Origin of the sequence: Burkholderia gladioli (genome assembly GCF_000959725.1) — a bacterium.
GTDB classification, from domain to species: domain Bacteria; phylum Pseudomonadota; class Gammaproteobacteria; order Burkholderiales; family Burkholderiaceae; genus Burkholderia; species Burkholderia gladioli.
Map to the genome: position 1 here is coordinate 1,273,432 of NZ_CP009322.1, position 16,073 is coordinate 1,289,504.

The window sequence follows — 16,073 nt, forward strand, 5'->3', positions numbered from 1 at the left end:
GTCCTCACGATCCGGCCCCCGGCGCGGAAGCGCCCGATGCCGACGCTGCTGCCGCCGATGCGGGGGCCGGCGTTGCGGCCGAATTTACGGCTGGAGTTACAGCCGAATTCGCGGCCGGATTCGATGCCGGCTTGCCCGCCGCCTTGCCGGCGACCTGTTCCGGCGCGGTCGCCTTGGCGATCACCACGTCGCCGGTGGCGAGCGAATCGCTCGGATTCAGCACGATGCGGTCTCCCGGCGACACGCCGGTGTCGATCTCGAGCGTCTTGCCGAGCGTGCGCGCGATCTGCACCGGATGCAGGTCGACCTTGCCGTCGGCGCCCACCACCGCCACCGTCGGCCCCTCCGCGCGGAACAGCAGCGTATTGGCGGGGATCGTCAGGGTGCCGACCGCGGCCATCGGCAGGGTGGCTTTCACGTAGGCGCCCGGCAGCAGCCGGCCGTCGGCGTTCGGCAGCGTGATCTCGATCTGCAGCGTGCGGGTAGCCACGTCGATCGCCTGCGCGGTATGCGTGACGGTGCCGTCGAAGGCCTGGCCCGGCAGCTCCGATTGCGTGACCGCCACGTGCTGGCCGAGCCTGACCTGCTGCGCGTAGGTCTGCGGCACGCGCACGTAGAGCCGCAGCCGGTCGGCCTGGGTCACCACGAACAGCGCGCGCCCGGCGCCGCCGTTGCCGGCATTGACCAGGTCGCCGATATCGATGTTGCGCTGGGTGACCACGCCGTCCACCGGCGCGACGATCTTCTGGAAGCCCTTCAGCTCGGTGAGGCGGCGCACGTTCGCGTCGGCCGCCGACAGGTTCGCCACCGCCTGGTTGTAGGCGCCCTGGCGATCGTCGAGCTCCTGCTGCGAGACCGCATCGCGCTGGCGCAACTGCTGGGCGCGATCGAAGGAGGTCTTGGCCAGGGCCAGCGAGGACTGCACCTGCTGGCGCTGCGCCACGGCCTGCGCGTATTCCTGGTCGACCTCGGGCGTGTCGAGCTCGGCCAGCACCTGGCCGGCCTTCACGCGCGTGCCGATATCGACGTCCCAGCGGCTCACGTAGCCGTTGGCGCGCGCGTAGATCGGCGCCTCCACGTAGCCGCGCAGGGTGCCCGGCAGGGCCAGGCGCGTATCGCCCTTCGAGGGGCTCGGCTCGACCACGCTCACGTACTGGCGCGCGTTCTGCTCGGCCAGCCGGTCGAGCCGGCCGCGGTTCAGATAGTCGGCCACCAGGGTGCGCGCCGCGAGCGCGGCCAGCACCACGGCCACCACCACCAGGGCGAGCCGGGTGCGTCGGCGGACCTGCGCGCGGGCGGGCAGGTCGAGCCCGGATTCGTCGACGTGGAGCCCGACGGCGCTGTGACGTTTGTCTTCCATGAGTTCAACCGGTCTATACGAATCCAGGGGTCATGACACTTAGGCGCGATGCGCGCGCCGCTTCGCCAGGCGATGATGAACGCCCGCGAACACGAGCGGCACGAAAAACAGCGTCGAGACGGTGGCGAACAGCAGGCCGCCGATCACCGCGCGGCCCAGCGGCGCGTTCTGCTCGGCGCCTTCGCCGAGCCCGAGCGCCATCGGGATCATGCCGATGATCATCGCCAGCGCCGTCATCATGACCGGGCGGATCCGCGTGGCGCCCGCTTCCAGCGCGGCCGACAGCGCCGGCACGCCGGCATCGAGCCGCTGCCGCGCGAAGGCCACCACCAGGATCGAATTGGCGGTCGCCACGCCCACCGTCATGATCGCGCCGGTCAGCGCCGGCACGCTCAGGTGGGTGCCGGTCACGAACAGCATCCAGGCGATCCCGGCCAGCGCCGCGGGCATCGCGCTGATGATGATCAGCGGGTCGATCCAGGACTGGAAGTTCACCACGATCAGCAGGTAGACCAGCACGATCGCCATCGCCACCCCGGCGCCCAGGCCGAAGTAGGAGCTGCGCATGGTCTCGACCTGCCCGCGCAGCGTGATGCTGGTGCCGCGCGGCAGCGTCGCGCGCGCCTTGCCGACCAGCGTGTCGATGTCGGCGGCCACCGCGCCCAGGTCGCGCCCGTCGACGCTGACGTAGAGATCGGTGACCGGCCGGATGTTGTAGTGCGTGACCACCGCCGGGTCGACGCTGCGGCGCAGGTCGGCCAGGTTGGCGAGCAGTTGGTAGGGTGTGCCGAGGTTTCCGTTGGCCGCCACCGGCGTGCTGAGCAGGTCGCCCACCGAGTGGATCTGATATTGCGGCGTCTGGATCGTCAGCGGGTACTGCACGCCCGTTTGCGGATTGACCCAGAAGGTCGGGGTGGTCTGCGAGGTGCCGGCCAGCGAGATCAGCAGGTTCTGCGCCACGTTCTGCGCCGACAGGTTCAGTTGCTGCATGCGCGTGCGGTCCATGTAGGCGGTCAGCATCGGCTCGTCGATGCGCTGCAGGATGTGCGCGTCGACCGCGCCCGGCACGGTGCGGATCTGCTTGAGCAGGCGGCTGGCGATCGCCATGTTGGAGACCGCGTCGTTGCCCTGCAGCTGCACGTCGATCGCCGCCGGCTGCCCGAAGTTGAGGATCTGCGTGACGATGTCCGACGGCTGGAAGAAGAATTCGATGCCGGGGAAGCGCTGCGGCAGGATCCGGCGCAGCGTCTCGATGTAGCGGTGCGCGCTCGGGTGGCCTTCCTTCAGCGCGATCATGATCTCGCCGTCGAGCGTGCCGATCGTGCCGGCGTTGCTGTAGGACAGGTTGATGCCGCTCGAGGGCAGGCCGAGGTTGTCGACGATGGTGTCGAGCTGGTCCGGCGGCACCACCTCGCGCACCACCTGCTCGACCTGGTCGGCCAGGCGCGCGGTCTCCTCGATGCGGATGCCGGTCTGGGCGCGCATGTGCAGGCGGATGTTGCCGGAATCGACGCTCGGGAAGAAGTCGCGGCCGAGCGCGAAGACCAGCCCGGTCGACAGCAGGCAGAAGCCGAGGAAGGCGATCGCGGCCACCCGGCGGCGCACGATCAGCATGCCCAGCAGCACGATGTAGCCGGCGCGCAGGCGCTCGAAGGCGCGGTCGAAGCCGTGGTGGATGCGCGCGAAGCGCGACGCTCGCCGCGCCTGGGCCGGGTCGGTGTCGCCCGGATGCGGCCCGGCGCGGCGGAACAGCAGCATCGCCAGGGTCGGCACCAGGGTGCGCGACAGCACGTAGGAGGCCAGCATCGCGAACACCACCGCCTCGGCCAGCGGCACGAACAGGTAGCGCGCCACGCCGGTCAGGAAGAACATCGGCACGAACACGATGCAGATGCACAGCGTCGACACCAGCGCCGGCACCGCGATCTCCCCGGCGCCGTCGAGGATCGCCTCGCGCAGCCCGGTGCCCAGGTGCAGGTGCCGCTCGATGTTCTCGATGGTCACGGTGGCGTCGTCCACCAGGATCCCGACCGCCAGCGCCAAACCGCCCAGGGTCATGATGTTGATGGTCTGGCCGAGCGCCGAGAGCACCAGGATCGAGGTGAAGATCGACAGCGGGATCGACACCGCGATGATCAGCGTGCTGCGCCAGTTGCCGAGGAACAGCAGGATCATCATCGCGGTCAGCAGCGCGGCGATCAGCGCCTCGTGGATCACGCCCTGCACGGCGGCCTTCACGAACACGGACTGGTCGAACAGCGAGGTGATCTTCAGGTCCGCCGGCAAGGTGGCCGCCACGCTCGGCAGCAGCGCCTTGAGCGCGGCCACCACCTGCAGCGTGGAGGCGTCGCCGTTCTTCAGGATCGAGATCAGCACGCCGCGCTGGCCGTCCTTGCGCACCACGTTGGTCTGCGGCGTGAAGCCGTCGCGCACATGGGCCACGTCGGACAGGTAGAGGGTCGCGCCGTTCTGGGTGCGGATCGGCAGCCGGTTCAGCTCGGCCACCGTGTCGGGCGAGGCATTGGTGCCGACCCGGTACTCGGTGGGCCCGATCTTGGCGGTGCCGGTCGGCAGGATCAGGTTCTGCACGCCCACCGCGTTGACCACGTCGGAGGGCGTCAGGCCCTTGGCCATCAGCGCCTGCATGTCGAGGTCGACCGAGATCACGCGGGTGCGGCCCCCGTAGGGCGAGGGGATCTGCACGCCGCGCACCGTCACCAGTTGCGGGCGCAGGAAGTTCTGCGCGATGTCGGCCAGCGACTCCTCGCTCAGCGAGGAACTGGACAAACCCAGCTGCAGCACCGGGATGCTGGACGCCGAATAGCTGATCACCAGCGGCGGGGTGGCGCCGGGCGGCATCTGCCGCACGATCGACTGCGCCGAGGACACCGTCTGCGCGATCGCGGTCTGGGTGTTCGCGCCCGGCTGCAGGAACACCTTGACGATCGCGATGCCGGGCAGCGTCTGCGATTCGAGATGCTCGATATTGCTGACGGTGGTGGTCAGCGTGCGTTCATGGACCGAGGTGATGCGCTCGGCCATGTCGCGCGCCGAGAAGCCGCTGTAGCTCCAGATCACGCTGATCACCGGGATGTCGATCGACGGCAGCACGTCGGTCGGGGTCCGCATCAGCGCGAGCGGCGTCGCCAGCAGGATCATGATGGCCATCACGATGAACGTGTACGGGCGGCGCAGCGCGAGATTGACGATCCACATGGGGGAGGCGGGAGGGGCGGCTCGAGGGGCGGGGCGAGGATTGGGACTGGATGATAGTCAGGTGGCCGGGGCGCTTTCCTGACACCAGAATGGCCGAATTGTCAGGAATGGCCGGCTATTCGTCACAGGAATGCGGATTTGGCCCGGTTTCGGTGCTCAGATCTGGTCGGTGCCGATCGCGCGCAGGCCCGCGAGGTCGGTCACGGCGATCTGGTTGTAGGCGAGTGCCAGCAGGCCCAGCCGCTCCAGTTCGCGCAGCGCCTGGTTGACCCGCTGGCGCGACACGCCCACCAGCATGCCGAGTTCCTCCTGCGAGATCGGCAGGGTCGGGCCGGTATCGGGATAAAGATCGGGGTTGAACAACTGCGCGAGCGCCTGCGCCACCCGCGCGTCGACCTCGAGCAGCCGCGCGTTCTGGATCGATGCGATGAATTCGCCCATGCGATTGTTGAGCTGGCGGATCACGAAGCCGGTGAAGGGCAGGCTGCTGTCGAGCAGGGCATGGAAGGTGTCGGCCGGCACGAACAGCACCAGCGAGCGGCGGATCGCGACCACGTCGTACTTGCGCAGCTCGCGCTTGATCACGCTGCCCTCGCCGAACCAACCGCCCGAGGGCACGCCCGAGAGCGTGCAGCCGCGCCCCGAGGCGTTGTGGATCGACAGCTTGACCAGCCCGTCGTGCACGCCGATCCAGTCGCTGGAGGGCGCGTTGCGGCGCGCCACCCAGTCGCCGGCCTCGCGCTGCTCGGCGCGTGCATCGGCCAGCACGCGAGCCTGGTGCCCGGGCGCCAGCGCGCGGAACCAGCCGCAGCGCGCGAACAGCGTGGCCAGCAGTTCCGGCGTGATGCGCTCGGGCCAGGCGAGCGCCGCCACATCGCTGAAATCGGCATCGGCGGTGGCCGGCGAAGCCGTCTCGGCGAGGGCCGGCAGGGTGACGGAAGCGGCGTCGGACATGGACAGGGTTAGCGAGCTTAGGGATAACGCGGGTTCGCGGCGGGCGAGTCTGTCGTTTCGATGACAGACGGCTCACAATGCGCCGAGTAGCCTAGCGCAATTACGATCGGATCGATATCGCCAATAACGAGCGGGCGCGCCCGCGGGAGACAGCACATGACGCAATTGTTCGAGACGGGACTGGAGCGGCGCGAGGCCAACTACGTGCCGCTCACGCCGACCGATTTCATCGCGCGCGCGGCGGAGGTGTATGGCGATCGGCTCGCGGTGGTGCATGGCGAGCAGCGCTACACCTGGCGCGAGGCCTATGCCCGCGCGCGGCGCCTGGCCGGCGCGCTGAAGGAGGCCGGCATCGCGCCTGGCGACACGGTGGCGGCGATGCTGCCGAACATTCCGCCGATGCTCGACGCGCACTTCGGCGTGCCGATGGCGGGCGCCGTGCTCAACGCGATCAACACGCGGCTCGACGCCGCCTCGGTGCTGTTCATGCTGCGCCATGGCGAGGCGAAGCTGCTGATCGTCGATACCGAATACGCCGAGGTGGCGCGGCGCGCGGCCGAGGAACTGCCGGGGCTGCGCATCGTGTGCGTGGCCGACGCGATGCCGGCCGATCCCGCCAGCTTCGGCGGCGCCACCGACTACGACGCCTTCCTCGCCGGCGGCGATCCCGACACGCCCTGGGCGCCGCCCGCCGACGAATGGCAGGCGATCGCGCTGAACTACACCTCGGGCACCACCGGCGACCCGAAGGGCGTGGTCTATCACCATCGCGGCGCCTACCTGGCGGCGATCTCCAACCTGCTGGAATGGGACATGCCCAAGCACGCCGTCTACCTGTGGACGCTGCCGATGTTCCACTGCAACGGCTGGTGCTTTCCCTGGGCGATCGCGGCGCGCGCCGGCGTCAACGTCTGCCTGCGCAAGTTCGATCCGCGCACCGTGTTCGAGCTGATCCGCCGCGAGGGCGTCACCCACTACAGCGGCGCGCCGATCGTGCACGGCGCGCTGGCCAATGCGCCGGCCGAGTGGCGCGCCGGCATCGAGCACCGGGTGCATGCCCAGGTGGCGGGCGCCGCGCCCGCGCCGGCGGTGATCGCCAAGATGAAGTCGATCGGCTTCGACCTGATGCATGTCTACGGGCTGACCGAGATCTACGGGCCGGCCAGCGTATGCGCCACCCAGCAGCACTGGGCCGAACTGCCCGAGGAGGAACTCGCGCAGCGCACCGCGCGCCAGGGCGTGCGCTACCACCTGCAGGCCGGCGCGACCGTGCTCGATCCCGACACCATGGCGAGCGTGCCGGCCGACGGCGAGACGCTCGGCGAAATCATGTTCCGCGGCAATATCTGCATGAAGGGTTACCTGAAGAACCCGCGCGCCACCGACGAGGCCTTCGCGGGCGGCTGGTTCCATACCGGCGATCTCGGCGTACTGACGCCGGACGGCTACATCCGCATCAAGGATCGCCGCAAGGACATCATCATCTCCGGGGGCGAGAACATCTCGAGCATCGAGGTGGAGGATGCGCTGTACCGGCATCCGGCCGTCGCGGTAGCCGCCGTGGTGGCGCTGCCCGATCCGAAGTGGGGCGAGGTGCCCTGCGCCTTCGTCGAGCTGCGCGAGGGCATGCAGGCGAGCGAGGCCGAGATCCTCGCGCATTGCCGGACCCTGCTGGCCGGCTACAAGATGCCCAAGGCGGTGCGCTTCGGCGAATTGCCGAAGACTTCCACCGGCAAGATCCAGAAGTTCCAGCTGCGCACGCTGGTGCGGTCGGACAGCGCGATCGACACGGCGCCGGACGGCAAGAACTAGCCGGCGGCGGGTCAGCCGCTTCCCGGCGGGGGGGGGGGGCGGCCGGGCCCGCGCGCCGGGTTCAGCGCGTGACGAAAGGCATCGCCGCCGACGGCGCGCCGCGCGCATGCCGCCGCTGCCGCAGCAGCGCCACCCGGCAGTTCTCGCGCGCCACGTCGTGGCCTGCCTCGTCGAGCAGCACCAGGTCGCCGCGCATCACGTTGAAGGTGATCACGTCACCGCTCGGCGAGGCCAGCGTCTCGGGCGTGTGCACCGAACCGGCCGGCTCCAGCACCGTGCTGCCGGCGCGCGCCACCCAGTCGTATTCGCGGTAGCGCCATTCCCCTTCCAGCGTGTAGACGAACACCGTGCCTTCGTGGCGATGGCGCGGCAGCGTGGTGCCGACCGGCATGCGCAGCAGCACGCTCAGCTCGTCGCGGGCGACATCGATATGCAGGTACTTGATGGCGAGGCCGGGCAGCGCGTCGGCCATCGGCAGCCACGGCAGGTCGTCGTGCTGCAGGCAATGGATCGGCGGCAGCGCGAGGGGCGGGGCGGAGGCGGGGGAGCTCATGGGCGCGCGGGGTGGGTGGTCCTGGTGCGCGATTATGGCAGAGGCGCATGGCTTGAGCGCGGCGGCACGATTTGCTAGCATCGCCCGGGCGCTGGGCCGGCGGCTTGCCGGCCCGCCCGCGGAGCCGTCGCGCGATGGCTTCTCAACCGATCCGATGCCCTCGATTGATTCGCCATGCAGACGAATCAATCGAGGGCATCGGCGCAACCGGACCGACCACAACAATGACACGATTCACTCGCTACGGGATCGCGATGCCGCTCGCCTCGCTGATCCTCTCGACGTCATGCCTGGCCGTGCATGCCGCCGAATACCGCGCCAACTCCACCATCCTGTCGAACGACATCGTCTACGACGTGCATGCCGACGGCAGCTATACCAAGGACGTCACCGAACTCGATCGCATCGACACCGAGCAGGGCGTGCGCGAGGGCGGCGAATCCTCGCTGGGCTACAGCACCTCGCTGCAGGCGCTCGAGATCGTCGAGGCCTACACGCTGACCCGGGACGGCCGCCGCATCGACGTGACGCCGGACCAGATCCGCGAGCAGCAGAGCCCGGCCAGCGCGCGCGCGCCGATGTTCGTCGACCAGCGGCTCAAGGTGGTGGTGTTCCCGGCGGTGGAGGTCGGCGCGAAGCTGATGCTGCATTACCGCCTCACCCAGAAGACGCCGCTGTTCCCCGGGCAGTTCTCGGCTCTCGAGCAGTTCAGCGACGGCGTCCCGCGCGAATCGATGCAACTGACGGTGCGAGCCCCGGCGGCGATGCCGCTGCAGGCCGACGCGGTCGACCTGCCGGGCGGCCGCCAGCCCGCCGGCGAGGCCGGTGGTGAGGCGGGCGTCCAGGTCTGGCGCTGGTCGCTGTCGAAGCAGCCGGCGCGCACGCCGGAGTTGTATTCCACCGCCAGCCTCGATCGCAGCCCGCGCGTGGCGATCACCAGCTTCGCCGACTATGCCGCGATCGGCGCGGCCTACCAGCAGCGCGCGATGCCGAAGGCGGCCGTCACGCCGAAGGTGCAGGCCCTGGCCGATTCGCTGACCGAAGGCGTGAGCGACCGGCGCCGCCAGGCCGAGATCCTCTACGACTGGGTCAGCACGCACATCCGCTACGTGGCGCTCTATCTCGGCCTGGGCGGCGTGGTGCCGCACGACGCCGATGCGATCCTGGCCGCCGCCTATGGCGATTGCAAGGACCACGTGACCCTGCTCGAGGCCTTGCTGGCCGCCAAGGGGATCGCCAGCCAGCCGGTGCTGGTCAATCTCGGCAACACCTACTGGGTGCCGAAGGTCGCGCTGCCGCTCGGCGTGTTCGACCACGCGATCACCTATCTCCCCGAGTTCGACCTGTATGTCGATTCGACCGCCATGCTGGCGCGCTTCGGCGTGCTGCCGTCCTCCGAGCTCGGCAAGCGCGGCCTGGTGGCCGGCACCGACAAGCAGGCGGGCAGCCTGCGCACCCTGCCGCTCGGCGATCCGGCCCACGACACGGTGCGCGTGACCCGGCGCGTCGCCATGGAGGCCGACGGCACGCTGCAGGGCAGCGGGCAGATCGACAACGAAGGCATCTTCGACCTCAACGCGCGCAGCGTGTTCGCCTCGCTGCCGCCGGGCATGGAGGCCCAGGTCGCGGAGCGCATCCTCGCCCTCACGGGGCAGGACGGCACCGGCACCTATCACTACGCCGACGTGCGCGATCTCGGCAAGCCCTTCGTCTATGGCTCGGCGTTCCGCCTGCCCGAGTACGCGCTGCTGCCGGGGCCGGGCGCGATCCCGGTGCCGGTGGGGCTGGGCAGTATCAACGGCATCGCCTCGACCTTCGACGCCGCCGGGCTGGAGACGCGGCAAACCTCGATCGCGATGGCGGCGCGGCATGTTGTGGAGACCACCATCGTCACCTTGGCGCCCGGCGTGCGGGTTCCGCGCCTGCCCAAGCCGGTGGCGATCGATTCGCCGCTGGGCAGCTACCGGGCCAGCTATCGTCAGGACGGCAGCGACGGCGCGGTCGTGACGGTCACGCGGGACCTGCTGCTGAAGCCCGCGGGCCCGCTGATCACGCCGGCCGATTACCCGGCGTTCCGCAAGTTCGCGCTGGCGGTCAAGCGCGAGTTGCGCACCCAGTTGGTCTACTGAGCGGCTTGCGCCGCTTCGCCCCGTCCGACGCGGGTTCGGATGAGGGCGCCGCCCCCTGGCCGATCGGCGGTATACAGCAGGGCAGGCGCGTGATGGCCGCTTTGGCGGCCCGCGCGCGGCCCGGCCCGCCATCCAGACGATGACCCGCATCCCATCCCATTCCGTGCTGCCCGATTTCGCGCTGCCGGCCCGTGAGGGCCCGGCCGGCGCGCGCCCGGCCTCGGCCGGGCCGTCGGCGGCGCCCTCGGGCGCTGCCGACGCGCCCATCGCCGGGCTCAGGACGCTGGGCGTCGACGGCAAACGCTCGCGCGGCGGCCTCGACCCGCTGCGCCGGGAGGAGACGCGGGAGCGCCTCGGCCGGCTGCGCACCGAGCTGGCCCGCATTCGGCCGCTGCCCGACACGGCCGAGGCGGCACGCGAGGCGATCCTGATGGCGATGGCGCGCGCCGGCCTGACGAGCTGGAGCCTGCCCGGGCTGCAGGATGCGGCGACCCTGGCCTACCGCGACGGTTCCCGCCGCCTCGCGCTGATCTCGCACGCGATCATCCTCAATCCCTGGGGCGCGTTCCGGATCGTCGACCTGCGGGCCGGCGCGCAGGTCTATTTCGAACTGGCCGGCGCGGGGCCGCGCGATTTCGTGGCGCCGCGCGACCGGCAATCGATTGCCGGCGTAGCCGTGAAGCTCGGCCGCAAGGGCGCCTGAGCGGGGCCGATGCCATCGCGTCGGGCTCGTGCCCGAAGGCCCGCGAATCCTTGCTCGCTCGTCGGAACCCACCACCAGGCCATGCCTACCTGACTATCTGCGTCACCACGCCATCCTTGCCCGGTAGGTCACGCGACTGCGCATAGGCCTCGTCGAGCAGGCGGCGCCCGGCGTCGATCCGCGCCGACGCGCTCGGCGCGCCGAGCACCACCGCGAACACGCGACGCGCCATCGGCGGTGCCGCCTGCCGGCGCCGCGCGGTCGCGACGATGCAGTAGCCGGCCGCCTGCGTATGTCCCGTCTTCAGCCCGTCGACGCCCGGCGCACTGCCGAGCAGCCAGTTCTTGTTGCGCTTGTGGAAGCTGCCATGGACGAATTGCTGCCGCGCCGAGTAACGGTAGTAGACCGGGAAATCGGCCGTCAGGCGGCGCGCCAGCGTGGCGAGATCGCGTGCCGTGCTGTGGTTGCCGGGCGTGGTGATGCCCGAGGGCGTGGTGTAGTGCGTGTGCGTCATGCCCAGGCGCCGCGCGGTGTCGTTCATCCTCTGCTCGAAACCGGCGCGCGAGCCGCCCACCCGGCGCGCCAGCACCATCGCCGCGTCGTTGGCCGAGGCGACGATCAGGCCGCCGACGAGGTCCTCGACCGTGACGCTCCGGCCGGCCACCAGGTACATGCGCGCCTCGTCCTGGCCGAGATCGGCGAGATCGGCACCATCCACCCGCAGCGTCTCGTCGAGCCGCAGCGCGCCGCGCCGCAACGCGTCGAGCACCACATAGGCGGTCATCAGCTTGGTCAGCGAAGCGGGTTGGCGTTCGGCATCGGCATCGTGTTCCCCGAGGACGCGGCCCGATTCGCCATCGACCACCAGCCAGGCGGCGGCATGGATCGCCGGGTCGGCGCCGACGGCATTCGCGTGGCGAGGCGTTGCCCGCGAGGGCGCGGCGCCGATCAGCAGGCCGGCAAGGGATGGGAGCAACAGCTGAGGCAGGCGGCGGATCGGTTTCATCGAAGTCGGTCGGGCTCGATTGCTGGTGTGAGGGAATCGGAGCGCCGCATCATAAGCGTGACGGCCGCACCTGCCGATGCCGTATCGGCATGCCTTGATGCCGCAATGGCATGAGGCGCCCGCGCCGCCGCGCAGCCGGCGGATGACAGCCCCGCCGATGTCGGCGATACTGCGCCGCTTCGCTTTCCGACTTCGCCCGCCACCATGAGCCCGATCCTGCTCGATCGCGTCACGCCGGCCGATGCCGCCGACCTGATCGCCGCCAACCGCGCCAGCCAGGCCCATCACCTGCCTTGGGTCGCCTCCTTCACCGACCAGGCCGGCTTCGACGCCTGGTTCGCGCGCTGCGAGAGCGGGCCGCAGCTCGGCTTCGTCGCGCGCGAGCGCGCCTCGCGGCAGGTGGTCGGCGTGATCAACCTGAGCGAGATCGTGCGCGGCGCATTCCACAACGCCTATCTCGGCTATTACGGGATGGCGGCCTTCGCCGGGCGCGGGCTGATGCGCGAGGCGTTGCGGCAGGTGCTGGGCCGCGCCTTCGGCGAAGCCGGCCTGCATCGCCTCGAAGCCAATATCCAGCCCGGCAATACGGCCTCGATCGCGCTGGTCAGGCGGCTCGGGTTTCGCCTCGAGGGTTATTCGCCGCGTTACCTGCGCATCGACGGCGAATGGCGCGACCACGAGCGCTGGGCGCTGCTGGCCGACGAATTCGGCGGCGCCTGAGCGCGTCGCCCGCCGACCCTCCCGGCCTGCCAGCCGCGCCGCCAAAGCGGGTAGACTGCGCGTTTCCCGTTTTTCGACTTCCTGGAGCCGCGTGTGAAACACGTCCTCATCATCGGCATCGGCGCCGGCAATCCCGACTACCTGACCCTGCAGGCCATCGACGCGCTGCGGCGCGCCGACGTGTTCTTCGTGATGGACAAGGGCGCGGTCAAGGAGAAGCTGATCGTCCTGCGGCGCGAGATCATCGAGCGCCATGCCGGCCAGCGGCCCTGGCGCATCGTCGAGTCGGCCAGCCCCGAGCGCGGACCCGACGGCGACAGCTACGTGGGCGCGGTCGAGCAACTGAACCGCGACAAGCAGCAGGTGTTCGAGCGCCTGATCGGCGAGGAGCTGCGCGACGGCGAATGCGGCGCCTTCCTGGTTTGGGGCGATCCCGCGCTCTACGACAGCACCATGCGCATCGTCGCCGCGATCGCCGCCGGCGGCCGCCACGACTTCGAGCACGAGGTGATTCCCGGCATCAGCAGCGTGCAGGCGCTGGCCGCGCGGCACCGCATCGCGCTCAACGAGATCGGCCGCGCGGTCGAGATCGTCAACGGCCGCGGGCTCGGCGCGCGCCTGCCCGAGGCGGTCGACAGCGTGGTGGTGATGCTCGACGCGCACAACGCCTTCGAGCGCGTCGAGGACGATGTCGACATCTACTGGGGCGCCTACGTGGGCACGCCCGACGAGATCCTGGTGGCGGGGCGTCTCGCTGAGGTCAAGCCGGAGATCGTGCGCGTGCGGGCCGAGGCGCGCGCGTGCCACGGCTGGATCATGGATACCTATCTGCTGAAGAAGCGCGCGAGGCCGCAGGGCTGAAGCCGGGCGCGGCGCCCGCCTGTTGCGCGCCTCCCGCGCGGCGCCCCGCGATCAGAAGCGATGGCGGATGCCGCCGGCGACCAGCAACTGGCTGCGCCCGCTCGACGTATCGGCGCTGTTGATCACCGCCAGCGCGCCGGACGAGGCGCGTTGCAGCAGCGTCTCGGCATACACGTCGGTGCGCTTCGAGAATTGGTAGACGGCCTGCGCGGCGCCTTGCTGCCAGTGCGCGGCATTGCCGTGCGTGTAGGTGAGCATGCCCGCCAGCGCGAGCGCGTCCGTTGCCTGCCAGACCGCATTGACCTCGTAGTTCGAGAACGCCATCGAGGGCAGCGCAATGCCGCTGTCGGTGTTCGACACCCCCGTGTAGATCGCCCGCGACCAGGCGGCGCCCAGCGTCACCTGGCCGATCGCGTAGCTGGCGCCGGCCGCGACGATGTCCTGGCGCTGCGCGCCGAGCGGGGCCGGCGTGCCGTCCTCGCCCGGCAGGCTGGCCGGATCGTAGGCGCCGCCGGCGGCGAGGCCGCGCCCGTCGTGGTGCATCCAGGCCACGCCGGCGCTGAGGGCCTCGTGCGTGTAGTTCGCGGCGATCCCGTAGGCGCGGTTCCGTGCGAAGCGGCCGGCGCCGTTCGACAGCGCATAGAGGCCGCCGAAGCTGAAGCCGCCGTAGCTGGCGCTGGCGTATTTCACCGCGTTGGCGGCCAGGTAGGTGTTGTTGGCGTTGTCGTTGTCGAAGGGATGGGCGAAGGCGGTGCCGCCCGTGCCGCCGGTCAGCGTGAACGGCGCGGCGTAGTCGTGGATCAGGTCGTATTGATGGCCGAGCGTGAGCGTGCCGAGTCGATCCGATTGCAGGCCGACATAGCTCGGGTGATCGTTCAACTGGCTGCCGGCGGTGACGGTGAAGCCGCGCTCCAGCCGGAACAGTGCGTTGGCGCCGCCGCCGAGATCCTCGCTGCCCTGCAGGCCCCAGAAGCTGCCGTCGATCAGGCCGGAGGTGGCGAGGTACTGCGCATGGCCGCCGACGTTGCTGAGATAGGCCAGGCCGCTGTCGAGCTCGCCGTAGAGGGACAGGCTCTGGGCCGAGGCGGCGCTGCCCAGGCCGGCGAGCAGGCAGGCGGCGAGGGCGCGCGAGGCGGCGAGCGGCATGGCGATGCCGGGGATCGGGCGCACGTCGGGCGCCCGGTTTCGCGGGCGCGACGGCAGGCCTGGCCGGCGCGCGGTCGGGTTGGTTGTCATGGTGGCTCCACGGGGTTGCGCGCCCCGATCGGTCCGATCTTCACGACGAAGGGAGGTCTGGCTTACGTCGCGCGGGCGCGAGGCCGACGCGAACGGTCACAGTGGCGCGATCGCGCCGGATTCGCGCCGGCTTCCACGATTCGTCGTTCGTTTATGGGGATCCGTCTGGTTTTGTGTTGCTGCTCTGTATTGCTGTTTCGGGTCGCTTCAGCGCGGCTGGCCGCGGCGAAGCGGGGACAGCATAACGGAGGCCGGCGGGGAAACCAAGGGGCGGCCGCGGGCGCTTCGGGGCGTACCACGGCGCGGCGTGCCGGGGCCTGGCGCCGCGCTTGGGTTGTCCGTGAAAGCCGCGCTCAGCCGAACCAGCGATGGCTGCGCGCCCAGCGCTCGAACAGCCCCGGCCACGAGGCCGGCTCGCTGTCGGGCGTGCCGAGCGCCCAGCCGTGGCCGCCGGTCTGGTAGACGTGCAGGGCCGCCGGCACGCGCGCGTTGCGCAGGGCGGTGTGGGCCAGCAGCACGTTGTCGACCGGCACCACCGGATCGTCGACGGCTTGCGCGAGGAAGGTCCTGGGCGCGTTGGCGTCGATCCGCAGCACCGGCGAGAGCGATTCGGCGGTGCCCGGCAGCGGCGTGTCGCCGAGCAGGTGGCGGTGCGAGCGCGTGCGGTCGAAGGGCGGCAGCAGCGTCAACACCGGATAGAGCAGGGCGGCGAGGTTGGGGCGCGCCGACAGGCGGTCGATGCCGTCCGCCTCCGGATAACGGCGCGCGTTCGGGTCGAAGGCGGTCATCCCGGCCAGATGGCCGCCCGCCGAAAACCCCAGGATCGCGATCCGGTTGGGATCGAAGCCGTCGCGCTGCGCGCGCGAACGAATCACGCGCATGGCGCGCTGGCCGTCCTGCAGCGGCGCGGTGCGCACCCAGCCCTGCTCGGGCAGGCGGTACACCAGCTCGAAGGCGATCACGCCGCGCGAGGCGAGCCAGCGGCACACGGGGCCGCTTTCATGGGCCAGTTCGACGCGTTCGTAGCCGCCGCCGGCGATCACCAGCGCGGCGGCGCCGTTCGGCGTGGCCGGGCGGTAGACATGCAGGCGCGGCGCGACCACGCCCGTCACGGCGCCGTGACGGACCACCTGCTCGCCGTCGAACACCGCGGCGGGCAGCGCGTCGGGTGGGTTGCCGGGCCACAGCCGGATCGCCTCGTCGGACAAGAGGCGCGGGGCGCCGGCCGGCGGCGCGGCCGGGGCAGACGGCTCCTGGGCCCGCGCGCCGGGCAGCATGGCCGTGAGCCAGCCGCCGACGGCGGCGCCGAGCAGGTTGCGACGGGAGTCATCCATGACGCGGGCGAGATTCGTTCTGGTTTGGCAGATACCACGCATTTAACCGCATCGCGGCGCACGCGATGTGACGGAATGTATAAATCTCGTGTCGGTTCGTGCGCCCCGGCGCATTTCGGCGCCGCGCTCCATCGGCGGCGACCGTCCCGCCAGGCTAGTCCATGCGCGGCGCGTTCCCGTGTCATCATG

Annotated in this window: 12 protein-coding genes; 5 read left to right on the top strand and 7 right to left on the bottom strand. The window is 70.6% G+C overall.

The window, feature by feature from the left end; translation table 11 throughout:
• Positions 1–4: 4 nt before the first annotated feature.
• The 3 genes from BM43_RS06205 to BM43_RS06215 form a co-directional block, all read right to left on the bottom strand.
• Positions 5–1,360 carry an efflux RND transporter periplasmic adaptor subunit gene (locus BM43_RS06205; RefSeq protein ID WP_036056367.1) on the bottom strand — a complete coding sequence of 452 codons (1,356 nt, stop codon included), beginning with the start codon at positions 1,358–1,360 and terminating at the stop codon, positions 5–7.
• Between the two features lie 39 nt (positions 1,361–1,399).
• Entirely contained in the window at positions 1,400–4,576 is a 3,177-nt protein-coding gene (locus BM43_RS06210) for an efflux RND transporter permease subunit (protein WP_036056365.1), read from the bottom strand.
• Between the two features lie 156 nt (positions 4,577–4,732).
• Positions 4,733–5,530: a Crp/Fnr family transcriptional regulator gene (locus BM43_RS06215; RefSeq protein WP_036056363.1), complete on the bottom strand. Its 798-nt coding sequence runs from the start codon at positions 5,528–5,530 to the stop codon at positions 4,733–4,735.
• A 156-nt stretch (positions 5,531–5,686) separates the two neighbouring features.
• Here BM43_RS06215 and BM43_RS06220 point away from each other — a divergent pair, with 156 nt between their 5' ends.
• On the top strand, positions 5,687–7,342 hold the full coding sequence (locus tag BM43_RS06220) for an acyl-CoA synthetase (RefSeq protein WP_036056360.1): 1,656 nt from the start codon (positions 5,687–5,689) through the stop codon (positions 7,340–7,342).
• A 61-nt stretch (positions 7,343–7,403) separates the two neighbouring features.
• Here the strand turns inward: BM43_RS06220 and BM43_RS06225 are convergent, their stop codons facing one another.
• Entirely contained in the window at positions 7,404–7,895 is a 492-nt protein-coding gene (locus BM43_RS06225; protein ID WP_025098944.1) for a 2,4'-dihydroxyacetophenone dioxygenase family protein, read from the bottom strand.
• Between the two features lie 224 nt (positions 7,896–8,119).
• On the opposite strand from BM43_RS06225, the gene BM43_RS06230 reads away from it, so the two are divergent.
• Both BM43_RS06230 and BM43_RS06235 read left to right on the top strand, forming a co-directional pair.
• The gene (locus BM43_RS06230; protein WP_230676433.1) at positions 8,120–10,024 is read left to right on the top strand and encodes a DUF3857 domain-containing protein; all 1,905 of its coding nucleotides are present in this window, start codon (positions 8,120–8,122) and stop codon (positions 10,022–10,024) included.
• Positions 10,025–10,163: 139 nt separating this feature from the next.
• Positions 10,164–10,727, top strand: coding sequence for a hypothetical protein (locus tag BM43_RS06235; RefSeq protein WP_013690244.1), 564 nt, complete (start codon positions 10,164–10,166; stop codon positions 10,725–10,727).
• An 85-nt stretch (positions 10,728–10,812) separates the two neighbouring features.
• Here the strand turns inward: BM43_RS06235 and BM43_RS06240 are convergent, their stop codons facing one another.
• Positions 10,813–11,733 (bottom strand): D-alanyl-D-alanine carboxypeptidase family protein, encoded by a 921-nt coding sequence (locus BM43_RS06240; protein WP_036056356.1) that lies wholly within the window; start codon positions 11,731–11,733, stop codon positions 10,813–10,815.
• Between the two features lie 204 nt (positions 11,734–11,937).
• Here BM43_RS06240 and BM43_RS06245 point away from each other — a divergent pair, with 204 nt between their 5' ends.
• Both BM43_RS06245 and cobF read left to right on the top strand, forming a co-directional pair.
• Positions 11,938–12,453: a GNAT family N-acetyltransferase gene (locus BM43_RS06245; RefSeq protein ID WP_013690246.1), complete on the top strand. Its 516-nt coding sequence runs from the start codon at positions 11,938–11,940 to the stop codon at positions 12,451–12,453.
• 93 nt (positions 12,454–12,546) lie between these two features.
• Positions 12,547–13,314 (top strand): precorrin-6A synthase (deacetylating), encoded by a 768-nt coding sequence (gene cobF, locus BM43_RS06250; RefSeq protein WP_036056354.1) that lies wholly within the window; start codon positions 12,547–12,549, stop codon positions 13,312–13,314.
• 51 nt (positions 13,315–13,365) lie between these two features.
• On the opposite strand, the gene BM43_RS06255 is transcribed toward cobF, so the two are convergent.
• Complete coding sequence (locus BM43_RS06255; RefSeq protein ID WP_088555550.1) at positions 13,366–14,550, bottom strand: porin; 1,185 nt, start codon at positions 14,548–14,550, stop codon at positions 13,366–13,368.
• A 353-nt stretch (positions 14,551–14,903) separates the two neighbouring features.
• Positions 14,904–15,884 carry an alpha/beta hydrolase gene (locus BM43_RS06260; RefSeq protein WP_036056352.1) on the bottom strand — a complete coding sequence of 327 codons (981 nt, stop codon included), beginning with the start codon at positions 15,882–15,884 and terminating at the stop codon, positions 14,904–14,906.
• Positions 15,885–16,073: the final 189 nt, after the last annotated feature.

Coding starts and splice junctions, on each gene's coding strand:
- BM43_RS06205 (WP_036056367.1), bottom strand. CDS start 1,360: ATGGAAGACAAACGTCACAGCGCCGTCGGGCTCCACGTCGACGAATCC.
- BM43_RS06210 (WP_036056365.1), bottom strand. CDS start 4,576: ATGTGGATCGTCAATCTCGCGCTGCGCCGCCCGTACACGTTCATCGTG.
- BM43_RS06215 (WP_036056363.1), bottom strand. CDS start 5,530: ATGTCCGACGCCGCTTCCGTCACCCTGCCGGCCCTCGCCGAGACGGCT.
- BM43_RS06220 (WP_036056360.1), top strand. CDS start 5,687: ATGACGCAATTGTTCGAGACGGGACTGGAGCGGCGCGAGGCCAACTAC.
- BM43_RS06225 (WP_025098944.1), bottom strand. CDS start 7,895: ATGAGCTCCCCCGCCTCCGCCCCGCCCCTCGCGCTGCCGCCGATCCAT.
- BM43_RS06230 (WP_230676433.1), top strand. CDS start 8,120: ATGACACGATTCACTCGCTACGGGATCGCGATGCCGCTCGCCTCGCTG.
- BM43_RS06235 (WP_013690244.1), top strand. CDS start 10,164: ATGACCCGCATCCCATCCCATTCCGTGCTGCCCGATTTCGCGCTGCCG.
- BM43_RS06240 (WP_036056356.1), bottom strand. CDS start 11,733: ATGAAACCGATCCGCCGCCTGCCTCAGCTGTTGCTCCCATCCCTTGCC.
- BM43_RS06245 (WP_013690246.1), top strand. CDS start 11,938: ATGAGCCCGATCCTGCTCGATCGCGTCACGCCGGCCGATGCCGCCGAC.
- BM43_RS06255 (WP_088555550.1), bottom strand. CDS start 14,550: ATGACAACCAACCCGACCGCGCGCCGGCCAGGCCTGCCGTCGCGCCCG.
- BM43_RS06260 (WP_036056352.1), bottom strand. CDS start 15,884: ATGGATGACTCCCGTCGCAACCTGCTCGGCGCCGCCGTCGGCGGCTGG.